The sequence below is a fragment of the Rahnella sp. RcJ3 genome, from assembly GCF_009498575.1.
GTDB lineage: Bacteria > Pseudomonadota > Gammaproteobacteria > Enterobacterales > Enterobacteriaceae > Rahnella > Rahnella aceris.
In genome coordinates this window covers 1-19,914 of record NZ_QSNX01000012.1, presented here as the reverse complement: position 1 = coordinate 19,914, position 19,914 = coordinate 1, and the positions used below count along the sequence as shown (strand labels likewise).

Here is a 19,914-nt window from a genome sequence, read left to right as displayed (position 1 = left end):
CCGCTCAAAGGCGGCTACACTGGTTGCATCACATTTCTCTAACGAGACACAAGATGAGTGACCACTCAGCTTTACTCAGTCAAATCCCCGGTATTGTGCATGGCTTCGGCGATAAACAGGCGTTGCTGCCTGAACATCTGCAAAGCTATGAAGCGACCTGTCCCGGAAAAAAACAGGTACACGGCACACGGATTGTCGATGTCACAGTCGCAGGCCAGGAATGCGGTGAGGCGGATGGCTTCATCACCGCTATGCCGGGCATTCTTCTTGCCGTTTTCACTGCAGACTGCTTACCGGTAATTTTCTGTCGCAAAGATGGCAGAGAAGTTGCGGCAGTGCACGCAGGCTGGCGCGGGCTGATTGACGGCATTCTGGAGCAAATGGCACAGTGGATTAATCAGTCGGGTGATACTTCTGACTGGTTTGTGTCTGTCGGCCCGTCCGCAGGAGCCTGCTGTTATGAAGTCAGTCAGGAACTGATTGATACTTTTCTGCAACGTCTCGATTTACCCCCTGCACTCATCTCACCAAGCCACCGCCATCTTGATCTGGTTGCCATTGCTGAAGCCAAATTGCGGGCGTTAGGATTTGCAGGCGTTGATCGCGCAGGCCGTTGCACGATTTGCTCGCCCGATGCAGCCGGAACCGGATTCAGGTACACGAGTTTTCGCCGTAACAGCCATCAGCGGGCGCAGGACCCGACACACCCGGGTATCAGCGGACGTAACCAGCAATCAGGGATCATGATCCTCTGAGCCTGAACGGCTGACACAAAAAAACCCGCCTTGGCGGGTTTTTTTACAGCTAACGCTGCTTAGATTGCAGTTACGTTAACTGCTGACGGGCCTTTCTGGCCGTCTTGGATTTCGAACTCTACGTTCTGGCCTTCAGCCAGAGTTTTGAAGCCGTTACCCTGGATTGCAGAGAAGTGTACGAACACATCTTTGCTGCCGTCAGCAGGAGTAATGAAACCGAAACCTTTAGACTCGTTGAACCACTTAACTTGACCTTTGATCTTTGCCATCTTGAGTATTTCCTTTGGATTGTTTAAACCGCCCAGCGGCGTTACATAGACAAACTAGAGTCGTTACTGCTTGAGGCACTAAGATTAGAATCGGCAGAGAAGCGGTATTCAACGTGAACGTCTTTACTCAGAACTTCTATACTGAAAATGCCACACATATACAGAACTGTACCTCGTTTTACCCAGATGCGTTATCACATACTCTGAATTCGATGGCAAGCCATTTTTAATCAGTGATGGACATGTCGCACATATTTGAGCCGGTTAAAGGCACTTCGTGTTCAGTTAAGCTGAAATATGTTGATAGACATGCTTTTTTCTGCTTTGCAGTTTTACCTGCATATCAAACAAAACAATAACGACCTGTTTCGATTATTGATCATTTAATGCAGAACCGTAAGCGTAAAACACACCTTTATTTGAATTTTTATTGCGGGAGCCAGCTAAAACTCTCCGCTTCTGTGCCCATTCGGCACCGCTTTACAGGCCTTACAGCGTGAGATCAGGTCCGGTGACAGCGCATCACACGGCGTTTGCGGCACTTGTGCAACAGAACGGGTATATGCACAACGTCAGTGCCTCCCAATATGACTGGTTATGCAATAATCAATTACGCCATAGACGGATAAAATGGTGCAAAACAAACAGTGAAAATCAATAAATGCACCTTAACTGTGCGCCTGTACTTCCTGCCTGATAATAGCCCAAACCCAACCGGCTTCAGGCAAAATGAATTCCAAATTACGACACCCGGTAATGACTATTTTTTATCGTGGTGATTTTGACAATATAATGAATTAAAGTTTGCGAGTTGGTTAAAACAACATAACAGTTTGCCGATACTCCCGGCCGCCTTATTCAAATACTAAATATCCATATGAAAAACTAATATTAATTACCGTGATCAAAATCCCATATCAGCTTTCTATTCATACTCAGATCACGCTAAAATCGTCTCATTACCTGCCAGAAGCCAACCACGATAGTCTGACAGACAACCCGCCTGCGTTGCAGGCAGGCGAAGCGCAGTTCAATGCCCTGTTTAGCAACAAAAAAATCCATTTTTTCTGACAAAAAGAAGTCTCTCCGCGCTTACAAAAAACATTCTGTTTTGATAAAGATGAATTGAGCAGGTAATTAATCTATCTGACCTAATAATTAACATTCACATAACACACACGAAGTGTAAGTGTTATAAAAAATGTCACCCAACTGATAATACTTCTCATTTCATAGGTGAAGTAGCTACTTATATATTCCCAATACCGGTGGAAATGATATTCAATCTTTAGAAATGCTTGCGCCAATTTTTAATGGTTTAAATTCCATTTCAGGCGATTCACTTTGACTTATGGCTTCCGCTAATTCAATCAATGGCTGATCCAGTGATTCATCGGCTAATTCAAAAACCCCCCAATGAATGGGAACCGCCTTTTTACAACACAGCTCAGTAAACACAGCCACTGCCTGTTGCGGGTCCATATGTTGCGCACGCATGAACCATCTTGGTGCATAGGCGCCGACAGGAATTGCGGCTAAATCGAAAGGTCCCAGACGTTGTCCAATTATTTCAAACTGATTGCTGTACCCGCTGTCGCCGGAAAAAAAGAACCGCAAACCGGGATGGCTGACCACCCATCCACACCAGAGAGACCGGTTTCGATCCCATAATGTCCGCATACTCCAGTGGCGCGCCGGCACAGCTGAAAACTTCAGCTCACCAAACTGCTGCTCATCCCACCAGTCGAGTTCCTCGATGTATCGCGCCCCGCGCCGCTCCAGCCAACGCTTTATGCCCAAAGGCACCATAAATTGCACTTCCGGGAAACGTCGCAATAGCTTGCGGACCGTCGCGCTGTCGAGATGGTCATAATGATTGTGGGATAACATAACAACATCAATCGGTGGAAGTTCTTCTACCGTAACAGCAACCGGCGTTTTTCGCTCAGGCCCGTAGAAACTGAATGGCGAAGCACGATGAGACAATGCAGGATCCATCAGGATATAGCGCCCGGCAACACGCAGCAATAAACAGGCATGTCCTAAAAACCATAAACGATCATCAGACCCGCTGAAGTCGGCAGCCTGCCACCACTGGCTGACAAAATGTTCGTAACCTTTCGCCGGAGGCGCAGGCAGGCGAAGTTCCTTGCGCTCTTTCCTCCAGCGCTTGAGATCACCCTCCTGCCGGTCATGGGGTTCGGCATTGGTAAAACCATCCGGTGTGTGATGTGTTTTTGACGGGTCGTAAAAGGGATTTTTACCTGACATAAGGCTCCATGAGATCACTATTTTATCGGCGGCAGCGTAAAGCCATGAGGCAGATTAATTAGCATACTTATTGAGCGCACTACAGATCGAAAGTGAAAAATTATGTGGCAGTTCAGCCACTACGTGGGGTTAAGAAAATCTTAATAACTTCATGTTTAACTGATGATGTTCAAAAAGGAGATTATTTATGACCAGGAACACAACAAAAGACCGCAAAACCTTTGCGTCAAGGCTGACCCATATTATGCAGATCCAGGCACAATATGGACGTTTATGGCTGCGTTCCCGCTTTCGCCGGATGACCGTTCCGACCTCAGTAAAGATTTTCCTTCTCGCCCTGCTGGGGCTGACGGCGTTAGCCATCACCGGAACATTGCTGTTGATCCTCGATGTCATCGCACTGATGCTATCTGTTATGAAACGGCCTTTTCAGCGGGGTAACCTCCGGCAGCGTTATCTGATGAGAAAGCCTGTATAACGAAAAACCGTGGCGGATATCTCCGGCACGGTTTGAAGTTACAGGAATACTTCCCGATTATCAGGCAGGCATACCACAAAGTTTGGTGAGATTTCTGGCACCGATCATGAGGGTGGCAACATAGGATTGTCTGCGGGTCACAACTTCGACCGCAACACGCGCATCTTTATATTTGATGAGATAGGTGGAAGGCCAGCCCTGCCGGCGTTTGCCGTAGGCTTTTTCATGACTGTCGATAGCTGCATGAGCAACCACCAGATGGGAGAGAGTTTTATCACCTTTAATGATGCGCTTCATAATGGACTCCGCCTTAGACACAACTGTCAAAATGAGGAAACATTAATCACTTGATACGCATCGCTTTATGCGACGCTTATTCGAATCACTTCTTTGCAAAACTTTGTCACTATCTGAGTATCTCTGCGCTTTTGTTTATACGCAAGTCTTACTAAGCAGGAAACATACCATAGCGGCACGAAGGGGACGTTTGCTTTGCGCCTGCCATTGGCCTTGAGGACTGCTGATTTCAGCAAGCCAGAGAGGATTGCTTTGCAACTCTTTAAAATTAATGCTGATTTTGTTGGCGCAAATGATCGGCCACGCATCGGAGGGGTTGTTGCAATAATCTTTGCCTTTCATTCCGCCATAGGGATACCACTTCTCAGGTTCCTCTCCGGTCAGTAAGGCTATGTTGTGGTTCACTTCACTGTCGTTTTCTTCAGACCATTTGATCATCAGTTATTCCATCCTGCAGGGCACATGCGTGGAGACTACCGGAGGAATAAGACAGTTTTATGAAGGAAGATCAGAGAGGAAGAGAAGGAAAGATATGCACGCCGCGTATCAACGAAAAACCCGCCGGAAGGCGGGTTAACAAAACAACATTATCTTTCAGGAATAAAACCACGCAGGCTGAGCGCAGAGTCATCGTCTGCCTCAACAGAAGACACATTGCCCTTTGCCTGTGCAGCCAGAATTTTAAGTAATTCGGTCTGCTGGCGTTGCTGCTCAGCGATCTCCTGTAACAGAGCAATCTGTTCATTTGCCCTGACACTGGCACGGCTAACGAAAAACCATACCAACAGAAATAACAGTGCTGAAAGTGCACACAGCACCAATGAGGCCAGGCTGTTTTGGCCCATTGCGAAATCAAACATTGACTACCCTACCACTGAATGTTCAGAGCGTTCATCTTACCATCCCCGACAGGCCAGGGAAGCTATTCGCAAAAAAACAGGGTTTTCTTACTCCCCCGCAATCAGCGCAAGCATTGAGCAAAAAGTCATTCAGGCAGGCATCCGCTAAAAAGGAATGAATGAGGTGATGGCACATACGCCCAGATCAAAGTTGCCCCCCTGATCACAGTAACTGTTTAACGCCAGCAGATACAGGCCGATGCAGATGAGCAGAAAAAGAACGAACGTAATGATCCTTCGGACATTGAAAACAGGCTTTTTCAATTTAATGGCAGGTCTCTTTTGGTTTAAAAAGCGTCTATCAGGGCTCAAAGGCGACGTCCGGCATTTGACTGAACAGAAGGACATAGTACGACGAATATCCTAAACAACGATATAACGAAAGTACGGCTTTTACACGTGATACAACGTGTAATAATCACCTACGTAAATCAAACAATAAAATGTATAAACTTTATCTATAAATAGCAGGTAACGCTTGTTTGATCCTGGTCAAGCAAAGTAATGTTTACTCCGCTGCATTTCTGATAACTCTCATTCAATAATTTCTATAAAATAGACATTTTAATAAAAACCATAACCCTATTTATTAAGAAAGGAACAGAACGTGAAATAATGCATTAATTCTCGCAAGGCTCATGACAGAAACCTGACTCCTGTTTCGGGTGCTGACAAGATAAGCGGGATTACGCCTTGCGTTATATCCACAAGGCCGGAGGAACGCAAGCCTAATAGCAGTAAAATTATATAATGACTTTATAAGTATTATTCAGAAACCGTTAAAGAAATTACTTTCATTATGGTTGCCAAATAAATCCAATAATATTACCCCCGCCGTTAAAATAATTTAATTTTAGTGAGTACTCTCAGGAACTTCTTTGTTGAATTATACCACCCATTAAAATATCATCCCGCCGTCGAACAGTTCTTCTGTCTCTTCGGTTATATAAATGAAAGCATAGTGGCTGAATTAATTTCAGCTGATTCATGCTGACTATTTTTTGTTGAGGGATTAATAAATGCATGCATGGAATAAAAAGTTCTTCGTTTCTAAAATAGCGCTGGCCTGCGCTGTTGCAGTAACAGCACCTGCCGCAATATCAGCTGATATTTCTGGCACCGTATACGATACGTTCTATCATGACTCCACTCTGGCGGGTCATATCGGCTATCGTGGATATGTGGATAACGACGGCGCAGATAACGGTTACGTTGGCGGAGACATCTACTCTTCAATCAATAACGCTGTGGTTAACGGCGTTATTTCCACTCATTATCTCGGTTTTGATAGCAATAACAGCAACACGCTGAATATCACCAATACTACTGTCAACGGCATGATCACTTCTGAGTGCATGACGAGCGATTGCGGTACAACCCGTAATGAATATGATCAGTCACCTTTGCAGCTGACTATTGATAACTCCACCATTAACGATACTTACGAACACTTCGATTACGACGTTACTGATGCTAACAACGTTCGGGATCATGAAACCCTGAACACCTTTGACAAGGGCGTTGCGGTGACATTGGATCAGGAAAGTGACATCGTTATTAAAAATAACTCTCACGTCGCGGGCATTGCGCTGACGCAAGGCTACGAATGGGTTGATACTGACGTAAATAATGGCAATACTTTTGATAATACCCTGACAGTTAATGATTCCGTGCTGACTTCAGGTTCTTATACAGAATTGCAGACCAGCGGTTTCTACGGCCAGTCTGATAAGCCAAGCGATTACGGTAATATCAGCGCTGCCGGTACTCAGGCTGACGATATCGCGTTATCTGTTGTTGCCAGTGCCACCGCAGATAACGCAATGAAAACCCATGCCGTATTCAATAATTCAACCATTACCGGTGACGTCGCTTTTGTCAGCACCTTCGACGAGAACTATTACGTCGGCGGTCATGACAGCAATGCGGATGGCGTGCTGGATACCAATGGCTGGGATGATACAGACGAACTGAATCTGACGCTGGATAATGGCAGCAAATGGGTTGGCGCAGCTATCTCAAATGTTCAGATGGATTCAGCCCTCTATAACCGCAGCACCAACAGCATCTGGCCTTACTCTGTCTTCAGCAGTACCAATGGCTATCTGGTTGGCGATGACGTTTATCAAAGCGGATTGTTTAATGTCGCGCTAAACAACGGTTCCGAGTGGGACACCACCAAATCATCCAACATTGACGATCTGACTGTTAACAACCGGTCTCAGGTGAATGTTGTTGAATCTGCCCTGCTGGCAGATCACATCTCCCTCACCAATGCATCAACCCTGAAAATTGCCGCGCACGGCGGCGTTAAAACCGATGTGTTGAACCTGAACTCAGGCAGCCAGGCATCATTGACCGAAGAAACTGCGTCTCTCTACGCCAACACCATCATTGTGGGCAGCGGTTCTGAGCTGAACTTAGGTTTAGGTCAGGTTGATACACATAACATGGTTCTGACCGATAACGGTACTTTCGATATCGGTAGCCGTGAATATGTTCTCAACTCTGATTTGAACAACGCACGCGACAAAACTGCCGCTGACTATGTTTATGATCAGGGCACTATCGGCATTAACTCAGACGGTCATCTGGCCGTTAATGGCGTGACCAACGGTAATTATCAGGTACGCATCGATAACGCGACAGGTGAAGGCCAGGTTGCTGATTATCAGAATAAAGAGCTGATCCGCATCTACGGCGGCAATGCGACCTTTAACCATGCTAACACCGCTGATCTGGGTGCTTATAAATATCAGGCTGAGCAGTACGGCGATACTGTCGTGCTGGCAAAACAAGGCATTACCTCTACTGCAAATGCGGCCCTGAGCCTGCCTTCTTCCAATGCGGCAACATGGCATATGGAACAAGACACCTTAGAAAACCGCATGAATAGTTCGCGTCACACCCAGGGCAATGATAAAGGCGGTGTGTGGGTTAACTACTTCGGCGGTCAGCAAAACGGTGACAACGGCGTGATTGATTACGATCAGGACGTTAATGGCATCATGGTGGGTTTGGATAAAGTGACCGAAGGTGGCGGTGAACGCCAGTGGCTGGTCGGTATGGCGGCAAGTTTCGCAAAATCCAGCCTGTCTATGGATGATGCCGATGCGGATACTGACAGCCAGTCAGCACGCGTTTACTCAAGCCTGGACTTCAATAATGGCGCATTCTTCGATACTTCTCTGAGCTACAGCCACTTCAGCAACTCAACAGAAAGCACCATGAGCAACGGTCAGCAAGTATCAGGTGATAACTCGACTGATGCATGGGGCTTTGGTCTGAAACTGGGTTATGACTGGAAATTCGCTCCTCAGGCTTATTTGACACCATACGCAAGCATTACTGGCGTGTTTATCGGCGATGACGATTACAGCATGAGCAACAACATGCATGTCAGCGATCAGGCTTATGACAGCATGCGTTATGAGCTGGGTGGTAATCTGGGTTATACCTTCGACCTGGGTGCAGATCAGGCAATTAGCCCGTACGGCACACTGGCGTATGTGTATGAAGATGCTAACAACGATGCAAACATCAATGGCGACCGTATCGACAACGGCGTTGATGGTTCTGCTGTCCGCGTTGGTTTAGGCGGTCAGTTCGACATGAGCAAAAACTTCACCGTTTACGCAGGGGCTAACTACCTTGGCGGCAGCGATGTTGACCAGCCTTGGGCAGCAAACCTGGGTATGAAATACCGCTGGTAACTTGCCGGTCTGAATAACACTCTTCAGTAATTTTTTGGCCCCTTTTCAGGGGCCAATTTTTTTGGCATCTTCACGACTTTGCTGATTAGGATTCTGCTGCAGTGACATTTTCTGAAAAATAACTTCTACTATACTTATCAATATCCTGAATCGTTCAGGACGAGATGTTTAGGGAGTTACAGAATGGGAATAATTAAAACCGTTATCCTGCTGGCCGTCATTTACGCGATTTTTCTTTTTTCGGGTTATGGCGTGACGGTAGGCAGCAGTGAGAATGCCGCAGGACTGGGACTGAAATGCCAGTACTTAACCGCCAGAGGAATTGTAAGTTCGCAATATATTCACTCTGACAGTGGCGTCATCGGTGTTGCAAACTGCCCGATTTTCAAGCGGGTGGATGAAGTGGTCGACAACAAATAAAACAAATATTTTACCGCACTACATTATTGTCATGCCCGCGGATGCAGGCATGACAATTATTTATCAGCTGTCGTGCCTGGTAAATTTCAGCTCGATCAGTGAGATTGCTTTCTCGATAGCGCGCTTCGTCACAGGATCTGCACCGGCAGGATGCTTGCTGAAATCAATGCTTTTCAACTGATGAGACATCTTCTCGCGCACTTCTGCTGGCGCAATAATTTCAATCACATCCAGAATTTGTTTAATTACCAGCTGGCATGCAACCAGATCGGATTCGATTTCCTGTTCTCTGTTCAAAGACTCAGACATGAGCTGCTCCTTCCATAATGGTCATTCATAAAAATTATGGCCGCGAGGATATCACGCCCTTTCCTGAAATTCTCTTTTCTGCCACTTCACATTTTTTCGTCCGATAAAGACGGACAAATAAGCAGCAAACGCACCGCGTCGGATGTTGCCAGGGGCATAATGGTTCTATGCTTAACAGGATGACAAAAATGGAGATGCGCTATGTTCGCACTTGTTTTGACTATTTGTTATCTGGGCGGAGGATGTGAAGACTTAGTCGTTGATGCCTTTAATACTCAGAAACAATGCATGGTCGCGATGCATCAGCAAGGTTTACGCCAGGCTGGCTGTTACCCAATCGAAGATTTTATCGACGGCTACTGGATCCCTGCACATGAGAACGCTGACTACTGAACATTTGTGTCAGCATTCACACAGCGCGACAAAAAATGCCATAACGATTGCCAAAGTGTTCGAAGAACGGTATGAATACCCTGTTACTCATTGATATTTAACCATATTGACAGGGCAGGAAATGGCAATGACGATACGTAAAACTTATGGGTGCTTCAAAAAACTTCCTCTCGCACTCCTTTTCTCCGGCTCTTTCATGGCTTCTTTTGCTACCTACGCTGCGACCGTTCCCGCAGGTGTTGAACTGGCAGCCAAACAGGAAATTGTCCGCAACAACGGTAGCGAACCCGCGTCACTTGATCCGCACAAAGTGGAGAGCGACGTTGAATTCAATATCCTCAGCGATCTTTTTGCCGGACTGGTCACGGTAGATAACAAAGGCAATGCGCAACCTTCTCTGGCGGAGAGCTGGGAAACTAAAGATAACAAAACCTGGGTTTTCCATCTGCGCCCTGGAATCGTCTGGTCTGATGGTTCGCCCATCACCGCGCAGGATGTCATTTTCAGCTGGCAACGCCTTATAGACCCGAAAACGGCTTCACCTTATGAAACCTATCTTAGCAGTATGCATGTAATGAACGCCGGCGACATCATCAACGGCAAAAAGCCTGCTGAGCAACTGGGCATCAAAGCGCTGGATAAGCAGACGCTGGAAATTACCCTGGATCAACCGCTTTCCTATTTCCTTGGTATGCTGGCACACCCTTCTCTCTCCCCGATCAGTCAGGCAGATGTGGAGAAATACGGCGATAAGTGGACTCAGCCAGGCAATCTGATCAGCAGCGGTCCGTTTAAGCTTGATACATGGACGGTTAACGAACGCATCACGGCTGTCCGTAACCCGAACTACTGGGATAACGCACATACTGTCATCAACAAAGTCACTTATTTACCGATCGCTTCGGGGACTGCGGACGTTAACCGCTATAAAGCCGGTGAAATCGACATTACTTATACCGTCCCTTCCCCGCTGTTTGCATCGCTGAAAAAAGAGCTGGGTTCGCAAGTCCATGTCAGCCCTTATCTGGCCGTTTATTACTATGCAATGAACACGCAGAAGCCACCGTTTAACGATGTTCGCGTGCGTAAAGCGCTGAATCTGGCGATTGATAAGTCAATCATTGCCGATAAAGTCATGGGTCAGGGACAAACGCCAGCCTGGCATCTTTCTCCGGATAACACCGGCGGTTTTACTTTCGCCAAACCTAAAGAGGCCAGCCTGACACAGGAACAGCGTAACGAAGAAGCTAAAAAGTTGCTGACAGAAGCAGGTTTCGGTCCGAACCATCCGCTGAAATTCAACCTGCTGTATAACACTTCTGAAGCGCATCAGCGCATTGCGATTGCCGCCGCATCAATGTGGAAAAAGAATCTGGGCGTCGATGCTGTTTTACAGAATCAGGAATGGAAAACCATGCTGGATACCATGCATCAGGGCACATATGAAGTGGTGCGTTATGCGTGGATTGCAGACTATAACGAGCCGTCCACTTTTCTGAATACCCTGCGCACGGGTAACAGCGAGAACACGCCAAAATTCAGCAATGCCGCCTACGATAAGGCACTGGATGATGCGTTAAAAGCCACGGACAAAGCGGATGTGGGCAAAGCCTATCAGCAGGCAGAACAGGTGTTAACCGAGCAGTCGCCGGTCATTCCTTTGTATCACTACGTCAGCGCCCGTCTGGTCAAACCCTATGTGGGTGGTTTCAACGACAGCCTGCTCAATTACATTTATACCAAAGATTTGTATGTAATTAAGCATTAAGCTGCCTTCCTCTCCTTGCGGCGTGACTGCCTGAGGAGAGGCTTTTCAAATGCTACGCACCGCCCTTCTTCCTCTAACCCACTTGCCACGCGCCGCCCAGATGATAGATTGTACGTAAATCACACAAACGGGAGCCGTTATGAAATTCTCGGAAAGTGAGATCCAACCGCTCTGGGATGAAGTCGCGCGTATTATCGGTGATGGTGTCATTAAGATGCGCCACAGAGGAGAACCTCTGAGTGCCGATGCGCTGATTAATTATCTCGACGAGCAACTGGCCTGCGCGACGGGGGTCCAGCGCCGTATTATGCTCGGTGCAGCGATTAATATGCTCAAAGCCGACCGGCGTTGCTGATTGTGCGACACAGCAAAATCTCGCAGCCTTTTCAGGCAACGAGTTACTTATCAATGATCCGTCAGTCGCTACTTAGATTGTGCCGCACGTCCCTGCGCAAATAAGAAAATGCGCTGGGTGATATCATCAGCGCCCAGAATATTCCCTTTCTGCTCCAGATTAGCTCTGGCATATGCCACATCATGAGCCTGATCGACCATGCTGATCACCCGGTCACGGGTTGGTTTATCCAGTATTCCCAGTAATGTTGTTAAAATCGCCTGATAAGCATTTGAAGCATAAGTCAGTTGTCTTTCACGTTGTTCCAGCGCGTCAATGCGAACCATCAGGGCCTGCAATTGCTCTTGATGCGTCATAGCAGCATCCTTCTTCACGGGTGGAAAATAACCGGAGACAGCGGAGAAAGCAGACCTCCGCCGGTTACTGAATATAAGTTTAGCAGACTTAAAAAAAGTGCAGTCCCTCGCCTTCTATATATAAAGTAAACCTTTGGTCAATGAGCCGTTAACTGCCTCGGCAGATGTAACCGGGATAAGCCACTCATGGCCGTCGGCAACCAGTTTCTCTTATCTGAGAAGTAACAGCAGCAGTACCTGCTTACAGATAGCAAAATGACAAACCGGGGCTGTTATGACATTTTCTGCCACAGCACTATGTGTTCATTTGGGAGAATTCAGTTGAAAAAAACGATGTTGAGTGCAGCCATTTTCAGCATGATGTTAGTGAGTTCATTTGCTCAGGCAGAAGGATGTCTCAAAGGGGCTGTGGCGGGGGGTGTAGTCGGTCATCTGAAACATCACGCTGTTCTCGGCGCGGTGGCAGGATGCGCTATTGGGCATCATCTCGCAGCACAAGCTAAAAAACAGCAGGTCGCGACCGCTAAATAAACAGCATCAGGGCCGCAGAATCCCCTGATGAAATAAGTTTCTGGTTATTCCTGAGCAGCGACCTTTTTCGGGATACCATTAATCGTCATCTTCATATTAGTTCAAATAAAAAGCCTCGCTAATGCGAGGCTTAAAAGAATGCTATGTCATTTTTAATCAAATACGCCATTGATAATCGTAGTGACAATTGCAGTACTCAGGGCAATGAGAACTAAATCATCCCCCACAGCTCGCCATTCATAACCAGGATAATACGGCAACTCGTTCAGCATTGAGGCCGGAACAGCTTTCCTGGCAATGCCCGGAGGCAATGGTTTGCCACGCATTAAATTTTTTGCGATTCCTGGTGGTAGAGCCTGATATCCGGTTAATCCATAGTTAACTGCGAGTGAACGGGCACGTGAGAAGCTTATATCTGACGAGACATGGTCTGGCTTACCATAATTTTTGCGATTCCCGGAGTGCTCAGATGATTTACCATTTCCCTGACCTTTATTGGCGTGGCCATTGCCGTTGCCATTGCCATTGCCGTTGCTATTGCCGTTACCATTACTATTCCCATTCCCGGGATTAGCAAAAACGGGCGCTGACAGCAGCGTCAGAGAAATAACCGCCGCCAGAGCAATCTGGAGTGTGCGACGCTTAAACATGATGGTTGTTCCTTGAGGTGAATGACACTTTTTAAATCTATGTGAGAAAACGCCCTTTCACAATCTCATGTATTCCTATTTTATATTTTTAAGACGATGTAAAGCTTAATAACGCTGTTCTCATTATTTATCAGGATCATCGCCCAAATTATTAATCAAATAGCTCTCATGTTTTAACGGACAAAGACTGCAGGAAAGGTTTGTGGTTCTGACTATTTAAATCAGGTGTTTTCAGTCTGGGTTTGCAGAAGATTTTACAGGGATTTTGCAGAAGAATTTTTGGAGGGATGAAAAACAAAGGGGGCGCGATGCCCCCGATGTCGATTTCAACAATTTCGCAATTACATATTTGCGATCATGTCGTCGGCAAACTCGCTACATTTGCGCAGCTTAGCGCCTTCCATCAGACGTTCGAAATCGTAAGTCACAGTTTTGGCAGCGATTGCGCCTTCCATGCCTTTGACGATCAGGTCTGCGGCTTCGAACCATTCCATATGACGCAGCATCATTTCTGCGGACAGAATTATTGAACCCGGGTTCACTTTGTCCTGACCGGCATATTTCGGTGCAGTGCCGTGAGTGGCCTCGAACAGTGCACAATCAGAACCGATGTTTGCGCCCGGTGCGATACCAATGCCGCCAACCTGCGCCGCCAGAGCGTCAGAAATGTAGTCACCGTTGAGGTTCATACAGGCGATAACGTCGTATTCAGCAGGACGCAGCAGGATTTGTTGCAGGAATGCATCCGCAATCACGTCTTTAATGATGATGTCTTTGCCGTTATTCGGGTTCTTGATTTTCACCCACGGGCCACCGTCGATCAGCTCACCGCCGAACTCTTCGCGCGCCAGTTGGTAGCCCCAATCCTTGAAGGCACCTTCGGTGAACTTCATGATGTTGCCTTTATGAACCAGCGTCAGTGAATCACGGTCATTGGTGATGGTGTATTCAATCGCCGCACGAACCAGACGTTTGGTGCCTTCTTCGGAGCAAGGTTTGATACCAATACCGCATTCTTGTGGGAAACGGATTTTCTTCACGCCCATTTCTTCTTGCAGGAACTTGATCACTTTATCAGCTTCAGCAGAACCGGCTTTCCACTCGATACCTGCGTAGATATCTTCAGAGTTCTCGCGGAAGATCACCATGTCGGTATCTTCAGGACGTTTCACCGGGCTGGGTGTGCCGGTGTAATAACGTACCGGACGCAGACAGATGTACAGGTCGAGTTGCTGGCGAAGTGCCACGTTCAGGGAGCGAATGCCGCCGCCAACTGGAGTTGTCAGTGGGCCTTTGATAGCAACACGGTAATCACGGATCAGATCGAGGGTTTCTTCTGGCAACCAGACATCTTTGCCGTACAGTTCTACGGATTTTTCGCCGGTGTAGATTTCCATCCAGGAGATTTTACGCTCACCTTTGTAGGCTTTCTGAACAGCCGCATCAACGACTTTGATCATGGCAGGCGTCACATCAACACCGATGCCATCACCTTCGATAAATGGGATAACAGGATTATTAGGAATGACCAGTTTACCCTGAGCGTCTACTGTAATCTTTTTACCTTCAGCCGGAACAACTACTTTGCTTTCCATTAACCTCTCCTTCGAGCGCATTTTTGTTAAAAATTTGTAAGATGCCGGTCGATATTACTCGAATATTTCTCGCTAGCCAATCCGAAACATTTTTCAAGTATAATGCGCTAATTCTCTCTAACTTCAATGCCTATGAACCCGCTATCTTTTAAAAATCACAACGTTAAACGTTTCAGCAAAAGGCCGTCTAAAGCACAATCTGCCCCAAAAGGGCCAGTAAAGGTGATTCTTTTCAATAAACCGTTTGATGTGCTGCCACAATTCACTGATGAGGCGGGTCGTGCGACACTTAAAGATTACATTCCATTAACAGATATTTATGCCGCAGGCCGTCTGGATCGGGACAGCGAAGGTTTACTGGTGTTGACCAACGATGGCAAACTGCAGGCTGCGCTGACCCAACCCGGCAAGCGCACCGGTAAGATTTACTATGTCCAGGTCGAGGGCGAACCGGATGACGCCGCAGTGAAATCATTGCGTGAAGGCATCACGTTGAAAGACGGCCCGACGCTGCCCGCAGGTGCAGAGATTGTGCCAGAGCCGGAATGGCTATGGTCGCGCAATCCGCCGATCCGCGAACGTAAATCTATCCCGACAGCGTGGTTAAAAATCACGTTATACGAGGGAAGAAACCGTCAGGTGCGCCGCATGACGGCTCATGTCGGTTTCCCGACATTGCGTCTGATCCGTTACAGCATGGGCGAGTTTACTCTCGGCGATTTACAACCCGGCCAATGGAAGGAAATTCCACATGTTTAAACCGCACGTTACTGTCGCCTGCATCGTTCAGGCACAGGGAAAGTTTCTGGTTGTCGAAGAAACCATTCACGGCAAAGTCACCTGGAATCAACCTGCCGGACATCTTGAAGCCAATGAGACCTTAGTCAGCGCCGCAAAACGCGAGCTGTATGAGGAAACCGGCATCCACGCCGAGCCGCAGTTTTTCCTGGGTTTACATCAGTGGCAGGCGCCGGACGATACGCCGTTCCTGCGTTTCGCTTTCGTGATTGATTTGCCTGAAATGCTGGAAACTGCGCCGCAGGACGATGATATCGACCAGTGCCGTTGGGTCAGCGCCGAAGAAATTATCGGCTCTGCGCAATTGCGCTCGCCGCTGGTGGCCGAAAGCATTCGCTGTTATCAGCAATCGCCGCGCTATCCTCTGGAAATCCTGCATAATTTCAACCTGCCGGAATAACACCCTCCCCCGGTTGTTGCCACGCGGTGAATCAGCGATGCAGCAACCGGCCCGACGTGATAAAATTTTGCGCTTCACGATTTACCTCGTGTAATGCAGTACCTCTCTGTTCGGGTTTCTGTGGTGTTCGGGTTTTCTGTGAACTATGAGTTGCGCGCGGCCTTCATCCTCGTGGGACAAGCTTCAGAAAAACACCGTCAGTACCGGGCAATTAATTCATGCGTTTCGGGACTATTATGTCTGACAACAGCCAGAAAAAAGTGATCGTCGGGATGTCCGGCGGTGTCGATTCCTCTGTCTCTGCGTACCTTTTGCAACAGCAGGGTTACCAGGTCGAGGGCCTCTTCATGAAAAATTGGGAAGAGGATGATGACGAAGAATATTGCACAGCAGCCACCGACCTTGCGGATGCGCAAGCCGTGTGTGACAAGCTGGGTATCGAACTGCACACCGTGAATTTCGCGGCGGAATATTGGGACAACGTGTTCGAATTATTCCTTGAGGAATACAAAGCCGGACGCACGCCAAACCCGGATATCCTGTGCAACAAAGAGATCAAATTCAAAGCCTTCCTGGAATTTGCGGCTGAAGACCTGGGCGCGGATTATATCGCGACCGGCCACTACGTGCGCCGCCAGGATATCAATGGCGTCAGCCATTTGCTGCGGGGCATTGATGGCAATAAAGACCAGAGCTATTTCCTCTACACGCTCGGTCACGAACAGGTCGCACAAAGCCTGTTCCCGGTCGGTGAGCTGGAAAAACCGGAAGTTCGCCGCATCGCCGAAGAACTGGATTTGATCACCGCGAAGAAAAAAGACTCTACCGGCATCTGCTTTATTGGTGAGCGTAAATTCCGTGATTTCCTGGGCCGCTATTTACCGGCGCAACCGGGCGTGATCAAAAGCGTTGACGGTCAGGTGATGGGACAACATCAGGGTCTGATGTATCACACACTCGGTCAGCGTAAAGGTCTGGGCATCGGCGGGCAGAAAGACGGCAGCGAAGAACCGTGGTACACCGTCGAGAAGGATGTGGAAAACAACATTCTTTACGTCGCACAGGGCCACGAGCATCCGCGCCTGATGAATGTCGGTCTGATTGCTCAACAGTTGCACTGGGTGGATCGCAAAACGCTGACCGGCCCGCTCACCTGTACCGTGAAAACCCGTTACCGCCAGGAAGATATCCCGTGCGTAGTGACACCGCTCGGTGACGACCGCATCGAGGTGCGTTTCGATGCACCCGTTGCCGCCGTCACGCCGGGTCAGTCAGCGGTGTTTTATCTCGGGGAAGTGTGCCTCGGCGGGGGCGTAATTGAACAGCGTCTGCCGCTTCAGGCCTGATATCGGGTCAATATGTGATTGAATAAGGGACGCTTTCGGGCGTCCCGCTTTATTTCTGCCCGACTGTGACGCCCTGCACTGATTCCGAACTGTGTTTAGGGGCAGTTTTATGGCATGATCTGTCGCCATGAATTTGGGCTATTTCATTGTCACTGCGTCTCATCGTTTCAAAACGCTTACAGGAGTAAACGTGGCTAAAAATTATTACGACATTACGCTGGCTTTGGCGGGGATCTGTCAGGCAGCACGCCTGGTTCAGCAACTGGCACATGAAGGCCAATGCTCACAGCAAGAAATGTCAGTGTCACTGCGCAGCCTGCTGGAGATGAATCCAGCCTCGACGCTGGCAGTTTACGGTAATAATGAAGCCAATTTGAAGATGGGGCTTGAGACGCTGCTGGGCGTGCTGAACGCGAACCGCCAGGGACCGGGCGCTGAGTTAACGCGTTATGCGTTAAGCCTGATGGTGCTGGAGCGCAAGCTGTACGCCAACAAAGCCGCCATGAATCAGCTCGGTGAACGTATCGACCAGCTCGACCGTCAACTCGCGCATTTCGAACTGGAATCTGAAACGATGATCAGCTCTCTGGCCTCGATTTATGTCGACGTAGTCAGCCCGGCCGGTCCGCGTATTCAGGTGACCGGTTCACCGGCAATTTTGCAAAATTCGCAAGTGCAGGCAAAGGTCCGCGCCATTTTACTGGCCGGGATCCGCTCCGCGGTGCTGTGGCACCAGGTCGGCGGTGGCCGCCTGCAACTGATGTTTTCCCGTAATCGCTTGTTTGAACAGGCGAAGAATATTCTCGCTCATTGTTAATAAGATCCCAGGAGTTGCTACCGATGGAATTATCCTCACTGACCGCCGTTTCCCCCGTTGATGGACGCTACGGTGATAAAGTCAGCGCGCTGCGTACTATTTTCAGCGAATTTGGCCTGCTGAAATTCCGTGTGCAGGTTGAAGTACGTTGGCTGCAAAAACTGGCAGCCTGTGCAGAAATCAAGGAAGTTCCTGCTTTTGATGCCGACGCAAACGCTTTCCTCGACCAGATTGTGGCAAATTTTGATGTTAATGACGCACAGCGCATTAAAGATATCGAAAAAACCACCAATCATGATGTCAAAGCCGTTGAGTATTTCCTGAAAGAAAAAGTGGCTACGCTCCCTGCCCTGCATGCGGTGTCTGAATTCATTCACTTCGCCTGTACTTCTGAAGACATCAATAACCTGTCTCACGCACTGATGCTGCAAACTGCACGTCAGGATGTCGTGCTGCCGTACTGGAAACAGATTATTGATGCCGTGAAAGACCTGGCACACAAATACCGCGACATTCCGCTGCTGTCCCGTACCCACGGCCAGCCTGCTACGCCATCCACCATCGGTAAAGAACTGGCTAACGTCGCTTACCGTATGGATCGTCAGTTTAAGCAACTGCAAAACGTCGAAATCCTGGGTAAAATCAACGGTGCTGTCGGCAACTACAATGCTCACATCGTGGCGTATCCGGAAGTGAACTGGCACCAGTTCAGTGAAGAGTTCGTTACCTCTCTGGGCATTACCTGGAATCCGTACACTACCCAGATCGAGCCACATGACTACATCGCCGAACTGTTTGACTGCGTGGCGCGTTTCAATACCATCCTGATCGACTTCGACCGCGACATCTGGGGTTACATTGCCCTGAACCACTTCAAGCAGCGCACTATTGCAGGCGAAATCGGTTCTTCTACCATGCCGCACAAAGTGAACCCGATCGACTTCGAAAACTCCGAAGGCAACCTCGGTCTGTCAAATGCGGTATTGCAGCATCTGGCCAGCAAATTGCCGGTTTCACGCTGGCAGCGCGACCTGACGGATTCTACTGTACTGCGCAACCTCGGCGTGGGTCTGGGCTACGCACTGATTGCTTATCAGGCAACCATGAAAGGCGTCAGCAAGCTGGAAGTGAACGAAGCGAATCTGGCGAACGAACTGGATCACAACTGGGAAGTACTGGCTGAACCTATCCAGACCGTGATGCGTCGTTACGGTATTGAAAAGCCTTACGAGAAGCTGAAAGAGCTGACACGCGGCAAGCGTGTTGATGCTGCCGGTATGCAGGCATTTATCGATTCGCTTGAATTGCCCGAAGACGAGAAAGTGCGTCTGAAAGCCATGACACCGGGCAACTACATCGGCCGCGCCACCACCATGGTTGACGAACTGAAGTAAGTTTTTGCTCTGCACGTCAAAAGGCGACCTTCGGGTTAATGCCGGTCACTTAAGGTGACCGGCATTGTTTTTTAAGGGATATTTCGACCTTTTTTCTCTC

24 protein-coding genes are annotated in these 19,914 nt (G+C 48.3%); 13 read left to right on the top strand and 11 right to left on the bottom strand.

What is annotated here, in order from left to right; translation table 11 throughout:
- Window positions 1-53: 53 nt before the first annotated feature.
- Window positions 54-755 carry a peptidoglycan editing factor PgeF gene (gene pgeF, locus DXU84_RS16305; protein WP_112198423.1) on the top strand — a complete coding sequence of 234 codons (702 nt, stop codon included), beginning with the start codon at window positions 54-56 and terminating at the stop codon, window positions 753-755.
- 59 nt (window positions 756-814) lie between these two features.
- On the opposite strand, the gene cspE is transcribed toward pgeF, so the two are convergent.
- The 3 genes from cspE to DXU84_RS16290 form a co-directional block, all read right to left on the bottom strand.
- Window positions 815-1,024, bottom strand: a complete 210-nt coding sequence (cspE, locus tag DXU84_RS16300; RefSeq protein WP_002221949.1) for a transcription antiterminator/RNA stability regulator CspE — start codon at window positions 1,022-1,024, stop codon at window positions 815-817.
- 41 nt (window positions 1,025-1,065) lie between these two features.
- On the bottom strand, window positions 1,066-1,182 hold the full coding sequence (locus tag DXU84_RS16295) for a DUF2627 domain-containing protein (protein WP_071823629.1): 117 nt from the start codon (window positions 1,180-1,182) through the stop codon (window positions 1,066-1,068).
- A gap of 1,123 nt (window positions 1,183-2,305) precedes the next feature.
- Window positions 2,306-3,295 (bottom strand): MBL fold metallo-hydrolase, encoded by a 990-nt coding sequence (locus DXU84_RS16290; protein WP_153376229.1) that lies wholly within the window; start codon window positions 3,293-3,295, stop codon window positions 2,306-2,308.
- A 187-nt stretch (window positions 3,296-3,482) separates the two neighbouring features.
- Here DXU84_RS16290 and DXU84_RS16285 point away from each other — a divergent pair, with 187 nt between their 5' ends.
- On the top strand, window positions 3,483-3,773 hold the full coding sequence (locus DXU84_RS16285; RefSeq protein ID WP_013576198.1) for a hypothetical protein: 291 nt from the start codon (window positions 3,483-3,485) through the stop codon (window positions 3,771-3,773).
- Between the two features lie 60 nt (window positions 3,774-3,833).
- Here the strand turns inward: DXU84_RS16285 and DXU84_RS16280 are convergent, their stop codons facing one another.
- From DXU84_RS16280 to DXU84_RS16265, 4 genes are all read right to left on the bottom strand, one after another.
- Window positions 3,834-4,070 carry a DUF4060 family protein gene (locus tag DXU84_RS16280; protein ID WP_013576199.1) on the bottom strand — a complete coding sequence of 79 codons (237 nt, stop codon included), beginning with the start codon at window positions 4,068-4,070 and terminating at the stop codon, window positions 3,834-3,836.
- A gap of 135 nt (window positions 4,071-4,205) precedes the next feature.
- On the bottom strand, window positions 4,206-4,508 hold the full coding sequence (locus tag DXU84_RS16275; RefSeq protein WP_013576200.1) for a phage protein NinX family protein: 303 nt from the start codon (window positions 4,506-4,508) through the stop codon (window positions 4,206-4,208).
- Window positions 4,509-4,657: 149 nt separating this feature from the next.
- The gene (locus DXU84_RS16270; protein ID WP_013576201.1) at window positions 4,658-4,930 is read right to left on the bottom strand and encodes a YebO family protein; all 273 of its coding nucleotides are present in this window, start codon (window positions 4,928-4,930) and stop codon (window positions 4,658-4,660) included.
- A gap of 144 nt (window positions 4,931-5,074) precedes the next feature.
- The gene (locus tag DXU84_RS16265; protein ID WP_081481100.1) at window positions 5,075-5,317 is read right to left on the bottom strand and encodes a PhoP/PhoQ regulator MgrB; all 243 of its coding nucleotides are present in this window, start codon (window positions 5,315-5,317) and stop codon (window positions 5,075-5,077) included.
- Window positions 5,318-5,988: 671 nt separating this feature from the next.
- On the opposite strand from DXU84_RS16265, the gene DXU84_RS16260 reads away from it, so the two are divergent.
- On the top strand, window positions 5,989-8,682 hold the full coding sequence (locus DXU84_RS16260; RefSeq protein ID WP_013576202.1) for an autotransporter outer membrane beta-barrel domain-containing protein: 2,694 nt from the start codon (window positions 5,989-5,991) through the stop codon (window positions 8,680-8,682).
- A 183-nt stretch (window positions 8,683-8,865) separates the two neighbouring features.
- Complete coding sequence (locus DXU84_RS16255) at window positions 8,866-9,102, top strand: YobH family protein (RefSeq protein WP_013576203.1); 237 nt, start codon at window positions 8,866-8,868, stop codon at window positions 9,100-9,102.
- Window positions 9,103-9,165: 63 nt separating this feature from the next.
- Here the strand turns inward: DXU84_RS16255 and DXU84_RS16250 are convergent, their stop codons facing one another.
- Window positions 9,166-9,411, bottom strand: a complete 246-nt coding sequence (locus tag DXU84_RS16250) for a DUF2766 family protein (protein ID WP_013576204.1) — start codon at window positions 9,409-9,411, stop codon at window positions 9,166-9,168.
- Between the two features lie 201 nt (window positions 9,412-9,612).
- Here DXU84_RS16250 and DXU84_RS16245 point away from each other — a divergent pair, with 201 nt between their 5' ends.
- The 3 genes from DXU84_RS16245 to DXU84_RS16235 all read left to right on the top strand — a co-directional run bounded on the left by DXU84_RS16245 (window position 9,613) and on the right by DXU84_RS16235 (window position 11,927).
- Window positions 9,613-9,804: a YebW family protein gene (locus DXU84_RS16245; RefSeq protein WP_013576205.1), complete on the top strand. Its 192-nt coding sequence runs from the start codon at window positions 9,613-9,615 to the stop codon at window positions 9,802-9,804.
- A 127-nt stretch (window positions 9,805-9,931) separates the two neighbouring features.
- Window positions 9,932-11,572 (top strand): ABC transporter substrate-binding protein, encoded by a 1,641-nt coding sequence (locus DXU84_RS16240; RefSeq protein ID WP_112152144.1) that lies wholly within the window; start codon window positions 9,932-9,934, stop codon window positions 11,570-11,572.
- A gap of 139 nt (window positions 11,573-11,711) precedes the next feature.
- Window positions 11,712-11,927, top strand: coding sequence for a hypothetical protein (locus DXU84_RS16235; RefSeq protein WP_013576207.1), 216 nt, complete (start codon window positions 11,712-11,714; stop codon window positions 11,925-11,927).
- A 68-nt stretch (window positions 11,928-11,995) separates the two neighbouring features.
- On the opposite strand, the gene DXU84_RS16230 is transcribed toward DXU84_RS16235, so the two are convergent.
- Window positions 11,996-12,283 carry a hypothetical protein gene (locus tag DXU84_RS16230; RefSeq protein WP_013576208.1) on the bottom strand — a complete coding sequence of 96 codons (288 nt, stop codon included), beginning with the start codon at window positions 12,281-12,283 and terminating at the stop codon, window positions 11,996-11,998.
- Between the two features lie 333 nt (window positions 12,284-12,616).
- On the opposite strand from DXU84_RS16230, the gene DXU84_RS16225 reads away from it, so the two are divergent.
- Window positions 12,617-12,814: a hypothetical protein gene (locus DXU84_RS16225; protein ID WP_041673231.1), complete on the top strand. Its 198-nt coding sequence runs from the start codon at window positions 12,617-12,619 to the stop codon at window positions 12,812-12,814.
- Between the two features lie 152 nt (window positions 12,815-12,966).
- Here DXU84_RS16225 and DXU84_RS16220 read toward each other — a convergent pair whose 3' ends face one another.
- Complete coding sequence (locus tag DXU84_RS16220; RefSeq protein ID WP_153376227.1) at window positions 12,967-13,464, bottom strand: anti-virulence regulator CigR family protein; 498 nt, start codon at window positions 13,462-13,464, stop codon at window positions 12,967-12,969.
- 341 nt (window positions 13,465-13,805) lie between these two features.
- Entirely contained in the window at window positions 13,806-15,059 is a 1,254-nt protein-coding gene (gene icd / locus DXU84_RS16215; protein WP_013576210.1) for an NADP-dependent isocitrate dehydrogenase, read from the bottom strand.
- Between the two features lie 132 nt (window positions 15,060-15,191).
- Between icd and rluE the strand changes: the two genes are divergently transcribed.
- The 5 genes from rluE (at window position 15,192) to purB (ending at window position 19,814) form a co-directional block, all read left to right on the top strand.
- The gene (rluE, locus tag DXU84_RS16210) at window positions 15,192-15,818 is read left to right on the top strand and encodes a 23S rRNA pseudouridine(2457) synthase RluE (protein WP_121020071.1); all 627 of its coding nucleotides are present in this window, start codon (window positions 15,192-15,194) and stop codon (window positions 15,816-15,818) included.
- Window positions 15,811-16,257 carry an NUDIX hydrolase gene (locus DXU84_RS16205; RefSeq protein WP_013576212.1) on the top strand — a complete coding sequence of 149 codons (447 nt, stop codon included), beginning with the start codon at window positions 15,811-15,813 and terminating at the stop codon, window positions 16,255-16,257. Before rluE ends, DXU84_RS16205 begins: the two co-directional genes overlap by 8 nt.
- Window positions 16,258-16,493: 236 nt before the next feature.
- Window positions 16,494-17,603: a tRNA 2-thiouridine(34) synthase MnmA gene (gene mnmA, locus DXU84_RS16200; protein ID WP_013576213.1), complete on the top strand. Its 1,110-nt coding sequence runs from the start codon at window positions 16,494-16,496 to the stop codon at window positions 17,601-17,603.
- 190 nt (window positions 17,604-17,793) lie between these two features.
- On the top strand, window positions 17,794-18,420 hold the full coding sequence (hflD, locus tag DXU84_RS16195) for a high frequency lysogenization protein HflD (protein WP_013576214.1): 627 nt from the start codon (window positions 17,794-17,796) through the stop codon (window positions 18,418-18,420).
- A 23-nt stretch (window positions 18,421-18,443) separates the two neighbouring features.
- Complete coding sequence (gene purB / locus DXU84_RS16190) at window positions 18,444-19,814, top strand: adenylosuccinate lyase (protein WP_013576215.1); 1,371 nt, start codon at window positions 18,444-18,446, stop codon at window positions 19,812-19,814.
- The last annotated feature ends 100 nt before the right edge of the window (window positions 19,815-19,914 follow it).

What these genes read in the sequence shown, in the direction of transcription:
- pgeF (WP_112198423.1), top strand. Translation starts at nt 54, where the DNA reads ATGAGTGACCACTCAGCTTTACTCAGTCAAATCCCCGGTATTGTGCAT.
- cspE (WP_002221949.1), bottom strand. Translation starts at nt 1,024, where the DNA reads ATGGCAAAGATCAAAGGTCAAGTTAAGTGGTTCAACGAGTCTAAAGGT.
- DXU84_RS16295 (WP_071823629.1), bottom strand. Translation starts at nt 1,182, where the DNA reads ATGTGTGGCATTTTCAGTATAGAAGTTCTGAGTAAAGACGTTCACGTT.
- DXU84_RS16290 (WP_153376229.1), bottom strand. Translation starts at nt 3,295, where the DNA reads ATGTCAGGTAAAAATCCCTTTTACGACCCGTCAAAAACACATCACACA.
- DXU84_RS16285 (WP_013576198.1), top strand. Translation starts at nt 3,483, where the DNA reads ATGACCAGGAACACAACAAAAGACCGCAAAACCTTTGCGTCAAGGCTG.
- DXU84_RS16280 (WP_013576199.1), bottom strand. Translation starts at nt 4,070, where the DNA reads ATGAAGCGCATCATTAAAGGTGATAAAACTCTCTCCCATCTGGTGGTT.
- DXU84_RS16275 (WP_013576200.1), bottom strand. Translation starts at nt 4,508, where the DNA reads ATGATCAAATGGTCTGAAGAAAACGACAGTGAAGTGAACCACAACATA.
- DXU84_RS16270 (WP_013576201.1), bottom strand. Translation starts at nt 4,930, where the DNA reads ATGTTTGATTTCGCAATGGGCCAAAACAGCCTGGCCTCATTGGTGCTG.
- DXU84_RS16265 (WP_081481100.1), bottom strand. Translation starts at nt 5,317, where the DNA reads ATGTCCTTCTGTTCAGTCAAATGCCGGACGTCGCCTTTGAGCCCTGAT.
- DXU84_RS16260 (WP_013576202.1), top strand. Translation starts at nt 5,989, where the DNA reads ATGCATGCATGGAATAAAAAGTTCTTCGTTTCTAAAATAGCGCTGGCC.
- DXU84_RS16255 (WP_013576203.1), top strand. Translation starts at nt 8,866, where the DNA reads ATGGGAATAATTAAAACCGTTATCCTGCTGGCCGTCATTTACGCGATT.
- DXU84_RS16250 (WP_013576204.1), bottom strand. Translation starts at nt 9,411, where the DNA reads ATGTCTGAGTCTTTGAACAGAGAACAGGAAATCGAATCCGATCTGGTT.
- DXU84_RS16245 (WP_013576205.1), top strand. Translation starts at nt 9,613, where the DNA reads ATGTTCGCACTTGTTTTGACTATTTGTTATCTGGGCGGAGGATGTGAA.
- DXU84_RS16240 (WP_112152144.1), top strand. Translation starts at nt 9,932, where the DNA reads ATGACGATACGTAAAACTTATGGGTGCTTCAAAAAACTTCCTCTCGCA.
- DXU84_RS16235 (WP_013576207.1), top strand. Translation starts at nt 11,712, where the DNA reads ATGAAATTCTCGGAAAGTGAGATCCAACCGCTCTGGGATGAAGTCGCG.
- DXU84_RS16230 (WP_013576208.1), bottom strand. Translation starts at nt 12,283, where the DNA reads ATGACGCATCAAGAGCAATTGCAGGCCCTGATGGTTCGCATTGACGCG.
- DXU84_RS16225 (WP_041673231.1), top strand. Translation starts at nt 12,617, where the DNA reads ATGTTGAGTGCAGCCATTTTCAGCATGATGTTAGTGAGTTCATTTGCT.
- DXU84_RS16220 (WP_153376227.1), bottom strand. Translation starts at nt 13,464, where the DNA reads ATGTTTAAGCGTCGCACACTCCAGATTGCTCTGGCGGCGGTTATTTCT.
- icd (WP_013576210.1), bottom strand. Translation starts at nt 15,059, where the DNA reads ATGGAAAGCAAAGTAGTTGTTCCGGCTGAAGGTAAAAAGATTACAGTA.
- rluE (WP_121020071.1), top strand. Translation starts at nt 15,192, where the DNA reads ATGAACCCGCTATCTTTTAAAAATCACAACGTTAAACGTTTCAGCAAA.
- DXU84_RS16205 (WP_013576212.1), top strand. Translation starts at nt 15,811, where the DNA reads ATGTTTAAACCGCACGTTACTGTCGCCTGCATCGTTCAGGCACAGGGA.
- mnmA (WP_013576213.1), top strand. Translation starts at nt 16,494, where the DNA reads ATGTCTGACAACAGCCAGAAAAAAGTGATCGTCGGGATGTCCGGCGGT.
- purB (WP_013576215.1), top strand. Translation starts at nt 18,444, where the DNA reads ATGGAATTATCCTCACTGACCGCCGTTTCCCCCGTTGATGGACGCTAC.